19 protein-coding genes and 1 pseudogene are annotated in these 21,816 nt (G+C 31.7%); all 20 read left to right on the forward strand.

Features of this window, described 5'->3' with window-relative positions:
- Nucleotides 1-59: 59 nt before the first annotated feature.
- The 20 genes and pseudogenes from GMC_RS0118025 (at nucleotide 60) to GMC_RS0118125 (ending at nucleotide 21,800) form a co-directional block, all read left to right on the forward strand.
- Nucleotides 60-1,190, forward strand: a complete 1,131-nt coding sequence (locus GMC_RS0118025; protein ID WP_010523461.1) for an aspartate aminotransferase family protein — start codon at nucleotides 60-62, stop codon at nucleotides 1,188-1,190.
- Between the two features lie 159 nt (nucleotides 1,191-1,349).
- Nucleotides 1,350-2,540: a glutamate-5-semialdehyde dehydrogenase gene (locus GMC_RS0118030; RefSeq protein ID WP_010523462.1), complete on the forward strand. Its 1,191-nt coding sequence runs from the start codon at nucleotides 1,350-1,352 to the stop codon at nucleotides 2,538-2,540.
- Nucleotides 2,518-3,309 (forward strand): glutamate 5-kinase, encoded by a 792-nt coding sequence (gene proB, locus GMC_RS0118035; RefSeq protein ID WP_010523463.1) that lies wholly within the window; start codon nucleotides 2,518-2,520, stop codon nucleotides 3,307-3,309. The genes GMC_RS0118030 and proB overlap by 23 nt, the downstream gene beginning before the upstream one ends.
- 214 nt (nucleotides 3,310-3,523) lie before the next feature.
- Nucleotides 3,524-4,896, forward strand: a pseudogene (locus tag GMC_RS20285) (UDP-glucose 6-dehydrogenase).
- Between the two features lie 38 nt (nucleotides 4,897-4,934).
- Nucleotides 4,935-5,942, forward strand: coding sequence for a mannose-1-phosphate guanylyltransferase (locus tag GMC_RS0118045; RefSeq protein ID WP_010523465.1), 1,008 nt, complete (start codon nucleotides 4,935-4,937; stop codon nucleotides 5,940-5,942).
- 4 nt (nucleotides 5,943-5,946) lie between these two features.
- On the forward strand, nucleotides 5,947-6,897 hold the full coding sequence (locus GMC_RS0118050) for a GDP-L-fucose synthase family protein (RefSeq protein ID WP_029489911.1): 951 nt from the start codon (nucleotides 5,947-5,949) through the stop codon (nucleotides 6,895-6,897).
- A 34-nt stretch (nucleotides 6,898-6,931) separates the two neighbouring features.
- Nucleotides 6,932-8,044, forward strand: coding sequence for a GDP-mannose 4,6-dehydratase (gene gmd, locus GMC_RS0118055; RefSeq protein WP_010523467.1), 1,113 nt, complete (start codon nucleotides 6,932-6,934; stop codon nucleotides 8,042-8,044).
- Nucleotides 8,045-8,064: 20 nt separating this feature from the next.
- Nucleotides 8,065-9,345, forward strand: coding sequence for an oligosaccharide flippase family protein (locus GMC_RS0118060; RefSeq protein ID WP_010523468.1), 1,281 nt, complete (start codon nucleotides 8,065-8,067; stop codon nucleotides 9,343-9,345).
- Nucleotides 9,346-9,355: 10 nt separating this feature from the next.
- Entirely contained in the window at nucleotides 9,356-9,853 is a 498-nt protein-coding gene (locus GMC_RS0118065) for an acyltransferase (RefSeq protein WP_010523469.1), read from the forward strand.
- 30 nt (nucleotides 9,854-9,883) lie between these two features.
- Nucleotides 9,884-10,975 (forward strand): glycosyltransferase, encoded by a 1,092-nt coding sequence (locus tag GMC_RS0118070; RefSeq protein WP_010523470.1) that lies wholly within the window; start codon nucleotides 9,884-9,886, stop codon nucleotides 10,973-10,975.
- A gap of 415 nt (nucleotides 10,976-11,390) precedes the next feature.
- Entirely contained in the window at nucleotides 11,391-12,203 is an 813-nt protein-coding gene (locus GMC_RS0118080) for an O-antigen ligase family protein (protein ID WP_157998181.1), read from the forward strand.
- Complete coding sequence (locus GMC_RS0118085; RefSeq protein ID WP_238528041.1) at nucleotides 12,190-13,332, forward strand: glycosyltransferase; 1,143 nt, start codon at nucleotides 12,190-12,192, stop codon at nucleotides 13,330-13,332. Before GMC_RS0118080 ends, GMC_RS0118085 begins: the two co-directional genes overlap by 14 nt.
- A gap of 24 nt (nucleotides 13,333-13,356) precedes the next feature.
- On the forward strand, nucleotides 13,357-14,760 hold the full coding sequence (locus GMC_RS0118090) for a Coenzyme F420 hydrogenase/dehydrogenase, beta subunit C-terminal domain (protein ID WP_010523474.1): 1,404 nt from the start codon (nucleotides 13,357-13,359) through the stop codon (nucleotides 14,758-14,760).
- Nucleotides 14,757-15,920, forward strand: a complete 1,164-nt coding sequence (locus tag GMC_RS0118095) for a polysaccharide pyruvyl transferase family protein (RefSeq protein WP_010523475.1) — start codon at nucleotides 14,757-14,759, stop codon at nucleotides 15,918-15,920. The genes GMC_RS0118090 and GMC_RS0118095 overlap by 4 nt, the downstream gene beginning before the upstream one ends.
- Nucleotides 15,907-16,449: an LbetaH domain-containing protein gene (locus tag GMC_RS0118100; protein ID WP_010523476.1), complete on the forward strand. Its 543-nt coding sequence runs from the start codon at nucleotides 15,907-15,909 to the stop codon at nucleotides 16,447-16,449. The genes GMC_RS0118095 and GMC_RS0118100 overlap by 14 nt, the downstream gene beginning before the upstream one ends.
- Nucleotides 16,442-17,377 (forward strand): glycosyltransferase family 2 protein, encoded by a 936-nt coding sequence (locus GMC_RS0118105; RefSeq protein WP_010523477.1) that lies wholly within the window; start codon nucleotides 16,442-16,444, stop codon nucleotides 17,375-17,377. Before GMC_RS0118100 ends, GMC_RS0118105 begins: the two co-directional genes overlap by 8 nt.
- 52 nt (nucleotides 17,378-17,429) lie before the next feature.
- Nucleotides 17,430-18,188 (forward strand): glycosyltransferase family 2 protein, encoded by a 759-nt coding sequence (locus tag GMC_RS0118110; protein WP_010523478.1) that lies wholly within the window; start codon nucleotides 17,430-17,432, stop codon nucleotides 18,186-18,188.
- Between the two features lie 65 nt (nucleotides 18,189-18,253).
- A complete protein-coding gene (locus tag GMC_RS0118115; protein WP_010523479.1) occupies nucleotides 18,254-18,445 on the forward strand; it encodes a glycosyl transferase in 192 nt (63 codons plus the stop codon).
- A gap of 2 nt (nucleotides 18,446-18,447) precedes the next feature.
- Entirely contained in the window at nucleotides 18,448-19,383 is a 936-nt protein-coding gene (locus GMC_RS0118120) for an MraY family glycosyltransferase (RefSeq protein ID WP_010523480.1), read from the forward strand.
- 122 nt (nucleotides 19,384-19,505) lie between these two features.
- Nucleotides 19,506-21,800: a GumC family protein gene (locus tag GMC_RS0118125; RefSeq protein ID WP_438829891.1), complete on the forward strand. Its 2,295-nt coding sequence runs from the start codon at nucleotides 19,506-19,508 to the stop codon at nucleotides 21,798-21,800.
- Nucleotides 21,801-21,816 lie beyond the last annotated feature (16 nt).

The following is a 21,816-nucleotide window of genomic DNA, read 5'->3' on the forward strand; positions in this document are numbered from 1 at the left end:
ATGTGGTTATCTTGGAAGTTGTACTGACAACTGACAACTAACAACAAACAACTAAAAAGATGAAACTATTTGACGTATATCCGTTATATGATGTAGAGCCAGTAAAAGCTGAAGACTGTACAGTTTGGGATAAAGAAGGAAAGGAGTATTTAGATTTATACGGAGGTCATGCCGTTATTTCTATTGGACACGGACACCCACACTACGTGCATAAATTAAAATCTCAATTGGATACTATTGGGTTTTATAGCAACGCAGTACAAAATTCGTTACAAAAAGAATTAGCAGACAAATTAGGAAAACTTTCAGGCTGTGATTCATATGAGTTGTTTTTATGTAGCTCAGGGGCAGAAGCAAATGAAAATGCTTTAAAATTAGCTTCTTTTCATACAAGGAAACACCGTGTAATCTCATTTCAAAATGGATTTCATGGCCGTACTTCTGCTGCAGTTGCGGCTACAGATAATAAGGCAATTATAGCGCCTATTAATGCTCAGCAAGAGGTGACTATTTTGCCATTAGGTGATATCGGCATAGTTGAGGCTGAATTAAAAAAAGGAGATGTTTGTGCAGTAATTATTGAGCCAGTGCAAGGCGTTGGAGGTTTGGATCAAGCAGAGACAGAATTTTTTCAAGGCTTATCTACGTTGTGCAAACAACATAATACTTGTTTGATTTTGGATGAAGTACAATCTGGTTTTGGTAGAACAGGAAAGTTTTTCGGTTTTCAGCATCATGCGATTGAGCCAGATATTATTTCTATGGCTAAGGGAATGGGGAACGGGTTCCCTATCGGTGGAATTTTAATTGCACCTCATATCAAATCAAAATACGGTTTGTTAGGGACAACTTTTGGAGGAAATCATTTGGCGTGTGCGGCTTGTATTGCGGTATTAGATGTGTTAGAAAAAGAATCGCTTATTGAAAAAGCAGCCATGACTGGTGAATATTTTATGAGCAAAGCGAATGAAATTCCAGGGATAAAACAACTGAAAGGAAGAGGCTTAATGTTGGGAATTGAATTTGAATTCCCTGTTGGAGAAATGCGCAAGCAATTGATTTACGAAAAACAGGTGTTTACAGGAGGAGCAAAAAACAAAAATTTGTTAAGAATTTTACCGCCTTTAACAATTCAAACAGCTCAAATAGATACTTTTATTGAAGCGGTTAAAGATGTAGTTAAGCAATAAGAAACTAAAAGAAGTTAAATTGACTATTAAATTAGTGTTAGCTTCCTTTAATTCTAAAATAAAAAGATGTTTAGATTGTAGTAAATGTTTTTAGTTGATAAAAGATCATGAAATCGTCTTTCAACTCATAACTCACAACTGACAACTAAAAATTACAAAATGATGCTAACAATAGAAAAAAGAAATGCAGTATTGAAAACCATGATGACTTTGGTTAAAGATAATGCACCAACTATTTTAAAGGCAAATAAAATAGATATGGACAGTTACAATGGTGAAGATTTAGCCATGGGTGACCGTTTAAAAGTTAATGACGCCAAAATTGAAGGCATGATCGAATCCTTACGTCAATTGGCAGTATTGGAAGATCCAGTAGGTGTAGAACGTTTTAGCTTCAAGCATGATAATGGAATGCAGGTCTACAACCGTACGGCTTCTTTTGGGACGGTGATGATTATTTACGAATCTCGCCCCGATGTTACTATTGAAGCAGGAGGTATTGCATTTAAGTCAGGAAACAAAATTCTCCTAAAAGGAGGAAAAGAAAGTTTGCATTCCAATTTAGCTATTGTGGACTTATGGCATAAAGCATTACAAGAAAATGAGGTATCAACGGATTGGATGGAGTATTTAAATTATAATAGGACAGAAACACAAGCCTTTTTAAAAAATCCAACACAGCGAATTGATTTGATAATTCCACGTGGTGGGGAGCGTTTAATTCAATTTGTGAAAGAAAATGCACAATGCCCAGTCATTGTCAGCGGTCGCGGAAATAATTTTGTGTATGTGCATAAACATGCTGATCAACAAATGGCATTAGATATTATTGTAAATGCTAAAACGGCTAAAATTTCAGCTTGTAATGCAGTAGATAAAGTATTAATTGATGCGGATTTACCAAATAAGGTTACTTTTGAAGCTGAGTTATTGAAGCGCTTACGTGCATCAAATGTAGAAATTTTAGGAGACGCTAATTTTGCAAAAGATAATAATGTAAGTGTAATTCCAAATGATGCTATTTGGCATGAAGAATTTTTAGACTATAAAATAGTTATCGGTAATATAGCAAATACACTAGAAGCTATAGAAAAAATTAATGAATACTCAGGGGGGCATTCGGCAACCATAGTAACCACAGCTGAAGCAGCTGCAGATAATTTTATGGCAGCCGTAGATTGTGCAGCAGTATACCATAATGCCTCTACACGATTTACAGACGGTTTAGAGTTTGGTTTGGGTGGTGAATTGGCTATAGGAACAGATAAATTACATCAGCGAGGACCAATAGGTTTGCAACATTTGGTAACCAATAAATGGTATGTGCATGGCGAAGGACAAATCCGTTAAAAAACGTTTATTGCTAAAAATAGGGAGCAATACCCTTACTAAGGAAACCAATGCGATTTCTCGAGAAAAATTAGCCGATATAGCTAGGCAAATAGCAATACTAAAAAAGGAGTATGATTTTATAATTGTAAGTTCTGGTGCTGTAGCAGCAGCAAAAGAATTTGTACAGCTTCAGGATGGTGATGCAAACATTGTTGTAAAGCAGGCATTAGCAAGTATTGGTCAACCTTATTTGATGCGTTTGTTTCAAGAAGCTTTTTCAGAAGAAAATTTGCTTACCTCTCAATGTTTGTTATCATACGCTGATTTCGAAAATAAGGATACGCAGCTAAACATTTCAAATACAATCTCAGTATTATTAGATAATGGATACATTCCTATAATTAATGAAAATGATACCGTTTCCACAGAAGAAATTAAGTTTGGAGATAATGACAAATTAGCTGCGTTAACTGCAGCTTTGTTGGATGTAGATTTATGTGTAATTGCCACCAATACGTATGGTATTTATACAAAAGCATCAATGAAAACAGGAATCCCTAAAACAATTTTGGAAGTCACAGACTTAAATGTGCTTTTGAACGAAGTATCCGATGATAAATCATCGCACGGGACAGGCGGTATGACCTCAAAAATACAAGCGGCAGAAATTTTACAGGCGAATGGAATAGAGCTTTGGATCGTCAACGGTTTGGTTGATAATTTTTTGATTGCTTCCTTAAGCAACAAAGATTGTAGGACTAGTATAAAACCATCAAAATTTTTGTGATTATCAAACAATATTTCATTGGGTTACCAGTTATTAAACAAAAAGAGCAAATAAAAGTTTGCTCTTTTTTTGTACGAAAAGGTAATGGTTATATCGTTGTAGTTTAAGAAGGCTTTAACATATCGTAAATAATTGCATCTGAGCGTATGTGCTCATTAGGTAAAATTACTTAAAACTATTACATTCGTACGCAATTAATTTTGTTACAAAATAAATTATGATAAAAAACATTTGTTGTATTGGAGCTGGTTACGTTGGAGGTCCAACGATGGCTGTAATAGCGAATAAGAGTCCTGAAATAAAAGTACACGTAGTAGATTTGAATGCGCAGCGCATAGCCGATTGGAATTCAGACGATTTTAGCAAATTGCCAATTTATGAGCCAGGGTTAGATGAAATAGTAAAAGCAACACGTGGCAGAAATTTATTTTTTTCAACAAATGTAGATCAAGCGATTCAGCAAGCGGATGCAATTTTTATTTCAGTAAACACTCCAACAAAGACTTACGGAGTAGGGAAAGGGATGGCAGCAGATTTAAAATATATTGAATTGTGTGCGCGTCAAATAGCAGCAGTAGCAACTACGGATAAGATTGTTATAGAAAAATCAACACTTCCAGTACGAACAGCGGAAGCGATTCAAAATATATTAAAAAATACAGGGAATGGCGTCAATTTTGAGGTGTTATCCAACCCAGAATTTTTGGCGGAAGGAACCGCGGTAAGCGATTTAATGAACCCAGACCGAGTGCTTATTGGTGGTAACGAAACGGTAGCAGGGAAAAAAGCCATTCAGGCTTTAGTTGATGTATATGCCAATTGGGTACCTACAGAGAATATATTAACCACCAACGTTTGGTCTTCGGAATTGTCCAAACTAACAGCAAACGCATTTTTGGCACAACGCGTATCTTCAGTAAATGCTTTGTCGGAGTTATGTGAGCATACTGGAGCGGATATTAATGAAGTGTCAAGAGCTATAGGTACAGATTCTAGAATAGGGCCAAAATTTTTAAAAGCTTCCGTAGGATTTGGAGGATCCTGTTTTCAAAAAGACATATTGAATTTAGTGTACATAGCAAAGTCATACGGATTGACTGAAGTGGCGGATTATTGGGAGCAGGTGATAATTATGAATGATCATCAAAAAAGACGCTTTGCTGCAAATATTGTTAAAACATTATACAACACAGTATCTGGCAGAGACTTCGCTATGCTAGGTTGGGCGTTCAAAAAGGATACTAATGATACCAGAGAGTCTGCAGCAATATATGTTTGTGATGAATTGTTGAATGAGAGGGCTAATATACGCGTGTATGATCCAAAAGTATCCAAATCAAAAGTATTTACGGATTTAGAGTATCTATCAACACGCAGTAATCAGGAAAACGAGGACTTAGTCACTGTAGTAACAGATCCTTACAAGGCGTGTAAAAATAGTCATGCGATAGCTGTTATGACGCGAGTGGGATGAGTTTAAAACTTATGACTGGCAAAAGATATACGATAATATGCAAAAACCCGCCTTTTATATTTGATGGGAGAAATTTGTTAGATGTTCCAAAATTAGAGGAAATTGGTTTTTAAGGTGTATAGTATAGGAATTGGAAAATAATAACACGATCGTGAGTTCAGAAAAAATAGTAAAACACGTTATTTTAACAGGAGGAGTAGGGAGTAGACTTTGGCCATTATCCAGAAAAAGCACCCCAAAACAATACATTAAGTTGTTCAAAGGGAAGTCGCTTTTTGAAATGACTATAAAACGAAATTTGCAAATAGCAAATGATGTGGTGGTAGTGGGCAATATAGATAATTACCATTTAAGTAATGAAGTAGTAAACTCTTTGGGGGTTACTCCTTTAAATATCATAGAAGCTACACCACGAAATACAGCAGCAGCCATTGCTTTTGCAGCATTTGCCACGGCTAAGGATACCATTTTAGTGGTTACACCATCGGATCATATTATTCAGAATGATGAGTTGTATGAATTAGCGATGAAAAATGCGATTCAATTAGCGGAACAAGGTAATATAGTTACCTTCGGAATTAATCCTACCAAACCCGAAACAGGCTACGGATATATAGAATTTGAGGGGAATGATGTGTTGTCCTTTCGCGAAAAGCCAAATAAAGAAACCGCAGAATACTTTATTGAAAAAGGCAATTTTTTATGGAATAGCGGAATGTTTTGTTTTAAAGGGTCAGTATTGCTGGAAGAACTAAAGAAGTTTGAGCCAGAGGTGTACGAGGCCTCCAAATTAGCATGGGAAAATTCCATAGACGGTAAATTGAGTATTGAAGATTCAAAAAAAATACCCTCGATAAGTATTGATTATGCGGTTATGGAACGCAGTAAAAAAATAAAAGTAGTTCCAGGTGCCTTTGAATGGTCGGACTTAGGTTCGTTTGAGTCCATTTATGATTATTTAGAATCCACAGGGCATTCCGTGGATGAAAATGGCAATATGGTGATAGGCACAGATATATATACCGCGTTTTTAGGACTTCGAGATACTATTTTTGTGCATACAAAAGATGCCATTTTAATTTTACAGAAGGAAAAAGCGCAGCAGGTAAAAAAATTATATAACGCCTTGGATCGGGTAGATTCTAGATTATTAGATTAACATGATAACAAAAGCATCTAAAATATATATAGCAGGACATCGCGGAATGGTTGGTAGTGCCATATGGCGACAGTTAGAAGGTTTGGGATATACTAACTTACTGGGTAAAACAAGTAAAGAGCTCGACCTTCGTAATCAACAGCAGGTGAATACTTTTTTTGAAAAAGAACAACCAGCAGTAGTTATAGATGCCGCAGCCAGAGTTGGAGGGATATTGGCAAATAATGATTTCCCATACCAATTTTTGATGGAGAACATGCAAATACAGAATAATTTAATTGATGCGTCACTACAATTGGGGACAGAAAAATTTATTTTTTTAGGAAGCTCATGTATTTATCCCAAGTTAGCGCCACAACCTTTAAAAGAAGATTATTTACTAACCGATGCGTTAGAACCCACTAATGAGTGGTACGCCATAGCTAAAATATCGGGCGTAAAAACTTGTGAGGCTATACGAAAACAATTCAATAAAGATTATGTGAGTTTGATGCCTACAAATTTATACGGAACACACGATAATTTCGATTTAAAAACATCACATGTGTTGCCAGCAATGATTCGCAAATTTCATGAAGCCAAACTTAATGGAAATACTCCTGTGAATTTATGGGGGAGTGGTACCCCAATGCGCGAGTTTTTGTTTGTAGATGACATGGCAGCGGCAGTAGTGTTTGCTTTGGAAAACAAATTGCCTGAACATTTGTATAACATAGGTACAGGGGAGGATTTAACCATTAAAGAATTAGCCGAAACGATACAAAAGGTAGTTGGACATACAGGAGAAATTGTTTGGGATAGCTCAAAACCGGACGGTACACCACGTAAGTTAATGGATATTTCAAAAATGCATGCCTTGGGTTGGCAGCACAAAGTAGATTTAGCATCTGGTATAGAAAAAACATACCAGTGGTTTTTAAATAATAGTGAACAAATCAAAGAAGTAAAAATGTAATTTTTACTTTTTAAAGACATAACACAATTAGTAGATGAAAGTAGCATTAATAACCGGCGTTACAGGTCAGGATGGGGCTTATTTAAGTGAATTTTTATTAAAAAAAGGATACCAAGTACATGGTATGAAGCGAAGGACTTCATTGTTTAACACTGATCGGATAGATCACTTGTATCAGGATCCACATGTGGATAATCAAAATTTCTTTTTGCACTACGGGGACATGACCGATAGCACAAACATCACTCGGTTAATTAAAGAAATTCAGCCAGATGAAATTTACAATTTGGCAGCCATGAGTCATGTACATGTATCGTTTGAAACACCAGAGTATACTGGCAATGCCGATGGTTTAGGTACCTTACGTATCTTAGATGCAGTGCGTTTATTAGGTTTGGAAAAAAAGACACGTATTTATCAAGCATCTACCTCAGAGTTGTATGGAAAAGTACAAGAGGTGCCACAATCTGAAACTACCCCATTTTACCCACGGTCGCCATACGCAGTAGCAAAAATGTATGCTTATTGGATTACGGTAAATTATCGTGAAGCTTACGGTATGTACACCTGTAATGGAATATTGTTTAATCACGAATCGCCATTACGAGGGGAAACTTTTGTAACCCGAAAAATTACCAGAGCCACAGCGCGTATTGCCTTAGGATTACAGGACAAATTATACTTAGGAAATTTGGATGCTAAGCGCGATTGGGGGCATGCTAAAGATTATGTGCGTATGATGTGGATGATTTTACAAGCGGATAAAGCAGAGGATTGGGTTATTGCCACTGGGAAAACGACTACCGTACGCGATTTTGTGCGTATGAGTTTTGCTGAAGTTGGTATTGAATTGGAGTTTAAGGGCGAAGGAGTAAACGAAAAAGCATTTGTAAAAGCATGTACAAATGCAGAATACCAAGTCGAAATAGGGAAAGAAGTATTAAATGTAGATCCTCAATATTTTAGACCAACAGAGGTAGATTTATTAATTGGCGATCCTACAAAAGCCAATGAAAAATTAGGATGGATACCCGAGCATGATTTGCAATCCTTAGTAAAAGACATGATGCAAAGCGATGTAAAACTGATGAAAAAAGATCAGTACCTGAAAAATGGTGGGTATGTGACGCTTAATTATTTTGAGTAAATTTTAAAATATAAATTACTTTGAAAGCTGTACTTGGAATGAAACTTATAGACAAGATTAAAAGCAATAGTTTTGCTATGGATTCATTTTGGGCTGTAGCAGGTAATATCGTTGCAAAAGGGGCTTCAATTTTAGGCGTTATTTTGATTGCTAGAATTTTAGGTAAAGATCTATACGGAGAATTTGGATCAGTTAAAAACACACTTACTAACATAGCAATATTTTCCTCATTAGGTTTTGGTTATACTAGCACAAAGTTTGTATCGGAATATCTTTATGATAAAAAAGAGTATATAGGAGCACTATCAAAATTTGTCATAAATTTTACATTTTTAGTTAGTCTTGTTACTAGTATTTTTTTGTTTTTTTTGGCTGATTTTGTTTCAAATAAAATGGTTGGAGACGATTCTCTTGTGTTATACTTAAAATTGTTATCGGTATGGGTCATTTTTTATACAGTAACCGTAGTGCAAATAGGAATACTTGCAGGGTATAAAGCATTTAAAGAAATGGCAAAAATAAATCTAATCGTTGGCGTTTTTGGATTTATTGCAAGCGTTGCATTAACCTATTATTATATGCTCATTGGTGCATTAATTGCCCTATTGTTAACCCAAATAGTTAATTTTTCTGCAAACTTTATATTATGTAGAAAAAAAATACAGAAAAGCGATAAAAAAATTTCAATTCAAGAGAAATGGAATTTGCTAAAATTTACTTTTCCTATTTCGTTACAAGAATCAGTTTATGCATTATCATCATGGTTGAGTGTTGTACTGTTATTGAAATATGGTAATTATGGAGATGTTGGTTTATATTCTGCAGCTATCCAATGGTCAGTTGTAATTTTATTTGTACCAGGAATATTAAGAAATGTGATTTTGACACATCTATCTGGGAATTTGAAGAATGTTGAAAGTCATAATAAAATATTGAAAAGAACATTGATTTTAAACCTTGTTCTGACGCTTACTCCTACTGTAATAGTTGCTTTATTAAGTTCTTTCATTGCTGGTTTTTACGGCAAGACTTATGAAGGTTTACAAATAGTACTAGTAACGGTAGTCACATCCACTATTTTTATGAGCATGAGTAATGTTTACGCGCAAGCTTACATGAGTAAAGATAAAAATTGGCTAATGTTATTTTTTAGGCTAATAAAAGATTTTGGAGCTTTACTCTTGTTTGTAAACTTAAATCGATCTTTTACTAATGTTCCATTAAATATGGCTTGTAGTGTATTAATTATGAACATCATTTTTTTATTCATTATAGCAGGTTTTTATAGACGAATAATTTAATTATCAATTTATGAATAGCTTTAAGCTTTTTTTGGTTAAGCTCATCCTTCCGATTATTCCTGAAACAAGGCTATTCGGTTTAAAAAGATTTTTATATCGTTTTGCAGGAGCAGATATAGGTAAGAATGTTCGGCTTTGTTCAAGTGTTTCTATTTTAGGAAATGGAAAGTTAAAAATAGGTGAAAACACTTGGGTTGGCCATCATGTAAAAATAGTTTGTAGTTCAAAAATTAAGATTGGAAAAAACGTAGACATAGCTCCAAATGTATTTATTGGAACTGGGAGTCATCATGTTGATATAACAGGAGATAGGATTGCAGGTAAAGGTAAATCCGAAGAAATTACAATTAATAATGGATCGTGGTTATGTGCAGGGAGTATTATTTTGCCAAATACATCAATAGGTGAAATGTCTATAATAGCACCAGGTGCTGTGGTAAGAGATGCTTTTGAAAGTTATAACTTACTAGGAGGTATTCCAGCTAAAGTAATCAAATCTTATAAATAAAATTTTAAATCACTATTAGTCTATTTCAGCATGAAATTTATTTTTTGGCAAAATGTTGTAAGTATACATCAGGTTCCTTTTCTAAAAAGTTTGTCATCTTCAAATGAAGTTGTGTTGATTGTTGAGAAAGAAATTGATGAGTTTAGGCAGAATCAAGGCTGGACTATTCCTGAATTAGGAAATATAAAATTGATTATTCATCCGACAGATATGGATATAGATCATATCATAAAGAAGAATCCTAATGCATTTCATTTTTTTTCAGGATTTTCGTTAAACAAAATGCTTAATGTTGCTTTGAAAAAAGCCATACAGAATAAAACAAAATATATTGGTGTAATTTTAGAACCTTTCAATAATAAAGGGTTTACAGGTTTTTTAAGAAAAATCAAATACACGATTTATGCAATAAAATATAGAAATAAAATCAAAGCATTACTAGTAACAGGAAAATTAGCTAGAAGTTGTTATGAAAGCGTAGGATTTTCAAATAATAAAATTTATGATTGGGCTTATTTTACCAAAGAAAATCAACCTAAAAATAGATCTTTTAGTTATAGGACCAAGAAAAATTTATTATTTGTAGGAAGTATAAATGAAAGAAAAAACTTACTAGGTGTTATTGATGGAATTATTGAGAATTTGAATTATTTTAATGAGTTTTATATTGTAGGAAGCGGAAATAAAGAATTTGAATTAAAAAATAAAATTGAAGGAATTGAAAAGGTTAAATTACTTGGAAATATTACAAATAATGAGGTCAATAAAATAATGAACAAGTCAGATATTTTAATTTTGCCTAGTATTTTTGATGGATGGGGAGCAGTTGTTAATGAAGGTTTGCAAAATGGAAATCAAGTACTTGTAAGTGATGACTGTGGCTCAAGTATTCTAGTTGACGGTAATGAAAGAGGAGAGGTATTTAGCAATTCAAAGAATGATTTTAGCAAAGTGTTAAAAAAATGGTTAACGGAAAAACCACTGGATGAAGAACAGAGGATTTCAATAATGGATTGGAGTTCAAAATCAATTTCTCCGAAGGTTATACCTTTTTATTTTCAATCTATTATAAATCATGTAATAAATCAAAGTGATAAAAAACCTACAGCTCCATGGATTTAATTTTTAGTTTTACTATAAAATTGTATTTCAATTAATACCATTATGAAGGTAGTTCTAAAAATAATATTGGTATTGGTTGTTTTTCTATCAAGTTTTTCCAATGTAAAAGAAATTAATAGGGCTTTAAACGCTAACTATTTTGCGCCTTTTCAATATGCTAGAGATCACGCCCTTGTTATAAAATTATTCCTAATTTTATGCTTATTTGTAATCTCTTATTGCTATTACGATAAACATAAACCAGATGTTAAGATTCTCTATTTATTTAAAACTTTATTTTTATTTAAAGTATTGGTTTTCTTAAAATATATTTATCAGGTTAATTCTTTTTTTGGACTTTTTTGAGTTGATTTTATTTTCAATTATTGCACTAAGTTTTTCTTTAGTTTATTCAGTTTTTGATCAGCAAGATTATATGGATGTTTTAAATTATCTGGTATCCATATTTATTATATTTAACTTAATTCAAATAGTTTTAGGTTTTCAAATGATGTTTATCAATGGTCGATTCGTATCCTTTACGGGTAATCCTCAACATGCAGCTATGGCTATTGTTGGTTTAATTCCAATACCCTTAATAAATTTAAAGGAAAGTTCGACTAGTTTATTAAATGTAAAGAATATTGTTTATCTAATATTTCTATTAATATTGTTATTATTAACAGGTTCAAGAACTGGACTGGCTACGTGTTTAGTCTTATTTTTATTTTATTATTACAATAATTCTAAGAAGATTCTATCTCATAGCATTATTGCGATTATAATTTTTTTAATAACATTTCAGTTTATAGGCAATTTTAATTTTGAAGTAGCAAACGTTTTTGATAGGCTTGAAGAAAATGGTTTAGATATTAATAGAACTTCTGGTTTTACCAAAAGCTTTAATATTTTTTTAGATCATCCGTTATTTGGAGGAGTTGTTCAAGATCGCTTTGTATACGTTGAAAATAGTTATCTAGCCTGTTTGTCAAATTTTGGTTTAGTAGGATTATTACTTTTAATAATACCAATATCAAAAGTTTTTCAAAAAGCCATATCTAATTTCGATTCTGCAAATAGCTTAATTAATATTACTTCTGCAATCTTAATAGCGTATTTTGTAGGTGCTTTATTTGAAGCTTATTTACTTGCAAACATATCTTTTTCTTATTTCTGTTTTATAATATATTATATGTTACTATCAAAAGCTAGCATATCGAACTTAAAAAATAATAATGATGCTAATTAATCAAGTAGTAACATCAATTGATATATCAACAGGGGGGCCTGCGAGGAGTGTAACGCATTTGATTCGTAGTATATGTACAATTTCGAAAGAAGTCGCTATTAAATTAGATACTATTATTTCAGACAAACCAATTATAAAAGATACAGGATTACCTAATGCAGAAATAAGATTTAATAAAAAAGCAACATTAGGAAAAAGTAAAGAGCTAAAAAATAATTTAACTTTAGAGAAAGTTGATTTATTCCATGGTCAAGGTATTTGGCAAATACCTGTACACCAAATGTGTAAAGTGGCTAGAAACCGTAATATACCTTATATAATAACACCACGAGGGATGTTAGAACCTTGGTCCTTAAAGCAGCGAGCATTGAAAAAGAAAATTGCAATGCGTTTATATCAACATAACGATCTTATAAAAGCATCTTGCATACATGCTACAGCAATGTTGGAAGCACAAAATATTAGAAAATTGGGGTATAAAAACCCCATTGCTATTATTCCGAATGGGATAAAATTAGAAGATTTTCCTGAGTATGAAAAACCAAAACGAAGCGAGAAAAAACTGTTATTTTTATCTAGAATTCATCAAAAAAAAGGAATAGAAATACTTTTTGAAGCATGGGGAAAATTGATGCCTCAAATTAAAAAAAATTGGAAGATTGAAATTGTAGGTAATGGTGAGAGTAGCTATATCGATAATTTGAATTTGTTAATAAAGGAAAAAGGTCTAGAAAGAGAAATTAATATTACCAAACCTGTCTTTGGAAATGAAAAAATTAAAAAGTATCAAGAAGCCGATTTATTCGTTTTACCTACTCATAGCGAAAATTTTGGAATTGTTATCGCAGAAGCGTTGGCATGTAAAGTGCCAGTAATCACAACAAAAGGGACGCCATGGGAAGATTTGGAGTTATATAATTCAGGAAAATGGATAAATATAGGTGTTGATCCACTTATTGAAGCTTTAGAAAGCATGTTAAGTAAAACTTCCGATGAATTGACTTTAATGGGTGAAAATGGAAGAAAATTGATTGAAGAAAAATATAGCATGAATTCTGTTGCAGAACAAATGATATTATTATACAAGTGGATCATATTTAAAGGAGAAAAACCAGCCTTTGTTATTTAATTAATATAAACGCATTAATATTATATGAGTACAATTAAAAAAGTTGTTGAGTCTGGATATTGTGTCGGTTGCGGAGCATGTGCTTATGCCACAAAATCTAAAATGACTATTAACAAATATGGAGAATATGAACCTGAAATAATAAAAAAAGGTCTTGAATCTTTTAATGCAGATTCAAATGTAGAAAAAGTGTGTCCTTTTTTAAGTCCTGATTTAAATGAAAATGTTTTAGCTGAAGAATTTTTAGATGGGAAAGATAATTTTAGTTCAAAAATTGGATTCTATAATAACGTGTTAGCTGGACATGTTAATGAAAGTGAATTTCGTAAAAATGGAACCTCAGGTGGTACTGGAACTTGGATAGGTGCGGAGTTACTAAAGCTCGGGTATATTGATGGGGTTATCCATGTGAAAAAAAATAAAAGATTAGCGTTTGGCGATCCTTTTTACAAATACGCAATTAGTAACACTCTAAAAGAGATACAAGATGGAGCTAAAACTAAATATCATGTTGTTGAAGTTTCAGAGGTGTTAGAACTTGTCAAAGATAGACCTGGTAAATATTTATTTATAGGAGTACCATGCTTAGTCAAAGCAATACGTAGAATTCAATTAGTAGATCCAGTAATTAAAGAAAGTTTACCTTTTTTAGTTTCTTTAGTTTGTGGTCATTTTAAAAGTATTAACTGGACACTCTCTTTAGGATGGGCTAAAGGGATACATCCCAAAGATTTGTCTGAATTCCAGTATCGAACAAAAGGTGATAATATTCCTGCTCGGAAATATGTTTTCAGAGCACAAAATGAAAAAGAAACAATACAAGAGGATTCCTCAAAAGTTACTGGAGGTAAATTTAATCAAGGTGCGTTAATGTTATCAGCGTGTAATTTTTGTGATGACGTGGTAGGAGAAACAGCAGATCTTACCATTGGAGATGCTTGGCTTCCTCAATTTGAAGCAGATGATAATGGAACTAATTTATTAATTGTAAGAAATAAAATTCTGCAAAATATTTTTGAAGTAGCAAGGTCTGAAGGTCGGATGACTTTAGTGGATATTACAGAAAAAGATGCTATTGATTCCCAGTCTGGAGGTTTTAGGCAAAGGCGAGAAGGGTTAAGTTACCGTTTGTCGAAAAAACAAAGCAAAGGGGAATGGTATCCAGAAAAAAGAATACAGCCCAATCAATTTTCAGTATCAATGTTACGAAAAATGATTTATACTAACCGAGCAGAGGTATCCGACTTAACAAGGGCATCATTCTTGGAAGCAATTGAATCAGATAATTATAATATTTACAAGAATACTGTTGATACTAAGATTAAAAAATTAATGAAATTGGAATTATCTAGTATTTTCTTTAAAGCATTAAATAATAAAATATCTAGAAAAATTCAAAAATACAGACGTAAAGCATCCAATGTATGAGCAAAAAAATAGGAATTGTAACTATATTAAGTGTCAACAATTATGGAGCAGAATTGCAAGCTTTTGCACTGCAGAACAAATTAAATAGTTTAGGTTATCATGCAGAGATAATCAACTATTTATTTTATAAAAATCCTGATTTCAAAGCGACTAAAAAATCAAAATCATTTGTGAAATTGGGTTTCAAGCAACAAATGAAAGAGCGGTTATACCCTCATTATAAAAAAATTAAGTCTCTTCCTTATCATAAACAAAAACTTAAACGAGATCGCAAATTTGAGAATTTTCATGTAGAACATACGAATAGGACTGCCGTAATTAATACTATAGATAAACTATATGCTAAAACTTTCGATTATGATGTATACATGGTAGGAAGTGATCAAGTTTGGAACCCGAATACTCATGTAAATTTAGAACCTTATTTTTTAACATTTGCTCCAGAGGATAAGTTGAAAATTGCTTACGCTTCTAGTTTTGGTGTAAGTGAAATTCCTCCTATTTATGAAGGGCATTATCAAAATCTGCTAGAAAATCTAGATCATATTGGTGTTAGAGAAAAGCAAGGGGTTAGTATTGTTGAAAATTTAGTAAGTAAACCAGCTAAATGGGTACTTGATCCTACTTTTTTACTTAGTAATAAAGAGTGGTCTAGTTTCGAATCTGCATCAACAATTAAGGAGCCTTATTTGTTAATGTACATATTAACTGATGCCGAGTACATCACCAATTTAGCTAGACATATCGCTAAAGTTAAAAACCTAAAAATAGTTAGAATTTGTAAAAATGCTTTTGTAGAGGATAAATCATCAGATGTAATTAATATTATTGATGCAGGGCCAAAAGAATATTTGGGTTTATTTAAAAAAGCCAGCTTTGTTTTAACTACATCTTTTCATGGAACCTGTTTTTCGGTAAATTTTAACATTCCCTTTTTTGTTGTCTTAAAAAGAAATAAAACAAACAATTCAAGACAAATAAATTTATTGAAGGAATTAGAAATTAGAAATAGAATTTTATATGTAGGAGAAGAATTTCCACAAGCTGAAAATTTTGATTTTAATTTTTCAAAATCAAATTTACTATTAACTGAATTTGTAACAAACTCAATTGAATATTTGAAAACCTCGATTAATACATTAAAAAATGGAGTACGTTAAGTATACTAATACTCTAAGTGCTAAAAATAAAGTAGGAAGATTATTTTGGGGGATTGTTTGGAAATTATTTTTTAGGCCATTTTCGCTACCTATGTTCAACAAATATAGGATAATGCTATTAAAACTTTTTGGCGCAAAAATAGGGGAGGGTTGTAAAATTAATTCTTCTTTTAAAATTTGGGCGCCTTGGAATTTAGAAATTGGAAATTTTGTTGCAATTGGTTTTGATGTTTTTTGCTACAATCCTGGAAAAATTACAATCGGAAATATGTGTACAATATCCCAAAGGACTCATCTATGTAGTGCATCCCATGATACTGCGCTAGCTAGTAATCCTCTTATTACTGCTCCTATTGATTTAAAAGATCGAGTCTGGGTTGCGGCCGACGCATTTGTAGGTATGGACGTTACTATTGGAGAAGGTGCAGTTATAGGAGCAAGAGCATGTGTATTTAAGGACGTGGAATCTTGGACCATAGTTGGTGGAAATCCAGCAAAGTTTATTAAAAAAAGAGAACTAAATGGATAGCGTTAAGGAAAATAAAAATAAAATATCCATTACGGCTATTATTTTAACTTATAACGAACAACAACATTTAGCGCGTTGTTTACATTCGCTAAAAAATGTATGTGGTGAAATAGTGATTATTGACTCATTTTCTACAGACAACACAGCTCAAATAGCCAGTCAATTTGGGGCAAGATTTTATCAAAATGAATTTGTAAGTCAGGCTAATCAGTTAAATTGGGGTATTGAAACCATTGAAATTAATACGGAATGGGTAATTAGGGTAGATGCAGATGAGTTTTTAAATAATGAATTACAGTCGGAGTTACTAAAACTTAGTAAATTTGGAAATCAAGTAAACGGTGTAAGAATTAACAGAATGATGTATTTTATGGATATGCCTTTAAAAAAAGGTGGAATGTATCCCATTAAGCATTTGAGAATATGGCGAAATGGAAAAGCATTTTGTGAGCAACGTTGGATGGATGAGCGCATGGTGTTGACTGAGGGAGTTTCCGAAGAAATAAAAGGCGACCTAATTGATCATAATTTAAATGGCATTACCTGGTGGACCCAAAAGCATAATAATTATGCCACGCGTGAAGCTATTGATATATTAGATAAGCTTTATAATTTTACAAATTCGGAAGTATTGAAATCTAATTTCTTTGGAAATTCTGAAGAAAGGAGGAGGTGGTTAAAATACAACTACTTAAAACTGCCACTATTTGTAAGGCCGTTCCTGTTTTGGTTTATACGGTACTTTTTACAAGGAGGTTTTTTAGAAGGCAAGCGCGGCTTTATTTGGAATATTTTGCAATGCTTTTGGTATCGATTTTTAGTAGATGTCAAAATTTTTGAAGCTTACCATAAGGGTGGTACCAATAAAGAAGCATTAATTCGTTATTTTAAGGACGAGTTTGGTTACGATGTAACAAAAATTGGTTAGTTTTATTTATATAAATGTTTGTTAAAAATATTTTAGGGTTAAAAATGAATATATGGGGCTAAAATTTACCATTATAACAGCAACTTACAATAGCGATCAATTTATTGAAAGTTGCATGAACTCTGTCTTATCGCAAAATTATAAAAACATAGAGTATTTAATTATTGATGGCGCTTCAACGGATGATACTGTTTCCAAAGTACATCAAATTAAGGGGACAAGTAGTACAATCAAAGTGATTTCTGAAAAAGACAATGGGATTTATGATGCACTTAATAAAGGGGTGAGTTTGGCAACTGGTGACATTATTGGTTTTGTGCATTCGGATGATTTTTTAGCGTCAAACAATATACTTTCTAAAATAAAGAACGTTTTTGAATTAAATAATTCCGACGGAGTGTACGGTGATTTGGATTATGTAGATAAGGAGAATGTTACTAAAGTAGTAAGAGCTTGGAAGAGTTGTGAGTTTTATCCTTCACTATTAAAAAAAGGATGGATGCCTGCACATCCAACCTTGTTTTTAAGAAAAAAGGTCTACTTAAAGCATGGCTTTTTTAATTTAAAATATAAAATTGCCGCAGATTACGATTTTATGCTTCGTATTTTCAAAGATACAAATTTACAATTTGATTATTTGGAAGAGGTAGTTACAAAAATGCGCGTAGGTGGAGCGTCAAACAAAAGCATTAAAAATATTATTCACAAAACCAAAGAGGACTACTCAGCCATACGGCAAAACAAGGCTGGAGGTTTGGATGCAATTTTGAATAAAAACGTTTCTAAAATCAAACAATTTTTTGTGAAATAGATTTATTCGATTAATTATAAGTATCTCATAAAACAGTTTATATTTGTTGCCTAAAAAAAGTCATTTTGAGTGATCAAATTTTATCAATAATTTTGTTAGTTATAGCTTCATTTTTTGGGGTTATTTTTTCAATTCCTGAAATAATTCGGGTGGTTTTAGGTAAAAAAATTTTTGATGCCCCAGGAGGAAGAAAAATACATAAAAAAGTGACTCCAAGTATGGGAGGCATCGGTGTTTTTTTAGTTTTATACTATTAGCATTGTTTTGTGTAGATACCACTGAAATTGAAGGGGTGAATTATTTTTATGTCTCATTAACCCTGCTTTTCTTTACAGGATTAAGAGATGATTTACTACCCATTGATTCTTTAAAAAAATTATTACTTCAAATAGTAGCCGTAGTTTTTGTAGTTGTTATGTGCGATGTTAAGCTTGAATCCATGTATTCGTTAGATTATTTTAATTTAGGTCAATTCCCTGTATGGATTTCTTATCCTTTAACAATATTTACAATTGTAATATTAGTTAATGCGTTTAACCTAATTGATGGAATTGATGGTCTAGCAGCTTCGGTAGCCACTTTATTATGTGTTATTTTAGGGTTTTGGTTTGCAATTAATGGATTTTGGGGGTTTGCTTCTTTATGTTTTATAATGCTAGGAGCCTTATTAGGCTTTTTATATTACAACTGGTCTCCAGCGAAAATTTTTATGGGCGATACAGGTTCACTTATCATTGGATTCTTTTGCACGGTTATTTTAATTACTTTTTTAGAATTAAATACGCAAGCAGCTTTTAAAATTAAAAATTCTATATCATTTACAGCTCTTTTGTTCATATATCCTATTTTTGATACGATTAGAGTAATTATTTTAAGAGTACGTAGAAAAAAATCACCATTTGCACCTGATAAAAGACATATTCATTTATCATTAAGGCGATTAGGGTTATCACACAGACAAGTAACTTCAACCATTTTTTTAACAAGTTTGTTGCTAATAGTGTTTCATTATCTTATCAGCTTGACAAACTTAAATGAATTTATTGTTATTGCGCTAATCCTTATCATTTGTTTAAGTCTTCATTATATTTTAATGCAAAGAATTATGAAGTTTAAAAAAGATAAAAAAAGAATTGATTTAAAAAAGCTGTCTATTAGTAATGTACAGGTTATTTTAAAAAATAGAGAAAATTAAATTGTAATGTTAATTTATAGCTAAACAAACTTGAGATTCCATTTTGAATATTATTAAATTAAATATTTATTTCTACTAATTAAAATAAAATATCTGTCTTGAAACTTAATGTAAAACGCTATTTGAAGAATTGGATTTGGTTTTTTGTAGCGATTATTTTGATGATTGTTTTTACCAATATTTATATTCGATTTACTTCTTTAATTTATAATACTTCTGCAATTATTTTAATTAAGGATCCTAATAATTTAAATAAAACTTCTGAATTTGCTGCCTTTTCAGATGTTTCTCCAATACCCATTAATAGTAACGCTGTCAGCGATGAATTAGAATTTTTTAAATCTAAGAAGTTAATTTCAAAAGTTGTAAATAATTTAAATTTGAATGTTGTTATTTATAAAAATAATATTAGAAAAAATGATGTTTATGGTATTACTCCATTAGAAGCAAATTTTGAAAAAAATATTGGGGCCAGGAAATTAAAAGCAAAAGAATATAAATTCAATGTTATTTCTAACACCGAATATGAATTAATTGACCAATCTAGCAATGTTGTCAAAGGTTTTTTTGACACTCCATTAAATGTTAACAATGGTATTTTAACGTTGACTTTAAAAAATAATATTAGTTACAATGATTCTAAATTAAAAAATTTAATATTAAAATTGTATTCAAACGATGCCTACACATCATTTTTGCAAAAAAAGATTGATATAACTTTAAAAGACAAAGGGAGCTCAATAGTTAAGTTGTCTACAAATAGTTCAAATAAATTAAAGAATGAAAATATATTAAATTCTTTAATAGATCAGTATAATAAAAATGCTGTAGAGAAACAGAATATTGTAGCAAAAAACACAGCTAATTTTATAGAAGATAGATTGTCAATAATTAGTCAAGAGCTTGATAACGTTGAGTTAAATAAAGTTTCATTTAAAAAAAGAAATAATATCACTAATATTTCTTCTGAAGCTAATTTATTTATCGAGAAATTTAGCGATTCTAAATCTAAATTAGACAATTACTTAGTCCAACTTGATTTGATCAAATCCACAATTAAATATTTGCAAAATATTGAGAATGATCAAAAGTATATACCTAACAATATAGCATTAAGAAATATTGAATTAAATAATTTGATTTTAAATTATAATAATTTATTGTTTGAATGGAAAGAATTAGCTAAATTTTCAACAGAAGAGAACCCTTTGGTCATAAATCTTTCTAATGAAATTGAAAGTAAAAAGGAAATTTTATTAAGGTCTCTTGAAGGCGAAAAGGATAATCAACTCGTTATAATTAAAGAAGCAAAAAAGGCAATCAAAGTAATAAATAATAAAATTTTATCAATACCAAATCAAGAAAAAGAATTTAGAGTAATTGAAAGACAACAGAATCTCAAAGAAGAATTATATTTATTTTTACTTCAAAAAAGAGAAGAAACATCCCTTTCGATGGCGCGAAAAGAACCTATGGCAACTATTGTTGACTCTGCATTTTCATCTGATACTCCATTGTATCCAAAATCAAGAGTTCTTTATCTTGGAGGAATAATTTTAGGTTTTCTAATTCCTTTCTTAACGATTTATGCAAAAGATCAATTGAACACTAAAATTAACGATAAACTTGAGTTGGAATCATTATTAAAAGAAATTCCAATTTTAGGTGAATTACCGAAAGTGAAGAGTGAAGGTATTGGAGTCATTACCAAAAATGATCGATCAATTTTGGGAGAATCTTTTAGGGTGCTACGTTCTAATTTAAATTATTTCTTAAAAATAAAATCGAAAGAAAAAGATGCACTAAAAATATTTGTAACATCAACAATCAAAGGTGAAGGAAAAACTTTTGTAGCTTACAATACGGCATTATCCTTAGTGGAAGCTTCAAAAAAAGTGTTATTGGTCGGAGCGGATATCAGAAATCCACAATTACACCGATATTTAAATGTAAACAAAAAACTTACGGGCATATCTGAGTTTTTGTATGATGATGAAATTGAAATTGACACCATTTTAAACACTATTGAAGTGAACGGTAGTACTATGGATTTTATCCTTTCGGGTGCTATTCCACCTAACCCATCGGAATTGTTAATCAATGGTAGATTCAATTTATTACTGGATCAATTAGAACTTTCTTACGATTATATAATTATTGATACGGCACCTACTATGTTGGTCGCTGATACGTTATCGATTTGTGATATAGCTGATGTAATGATGTATGTTGTTAGAGCAGGATTTACTGACAAAAATTTAGCCAGCTACATTTATAAGCTACAGAATGAGGGTAAAATCAGTAATGTTACTCTTGTTTTAAATGATGTAAAAGAAAGTAATATAGGCTATGGGTATAGCTATGGTTATGGTGAGTATAACAAAAGATCATTTTGGAATAGAATAGGTAGGTCATAATTAACAATACATTTAA

This window comes from Aquimarina agarivorans (assembly GCF_000218485.1).
In the GTDB taxonomy this organism is placed as follows: Bacteria; Bacteroidota; Bacteroidia; order Flavobacteriales; family Flavobacteriaceae; genus Aquimarina; species Aquimarina agarivorans.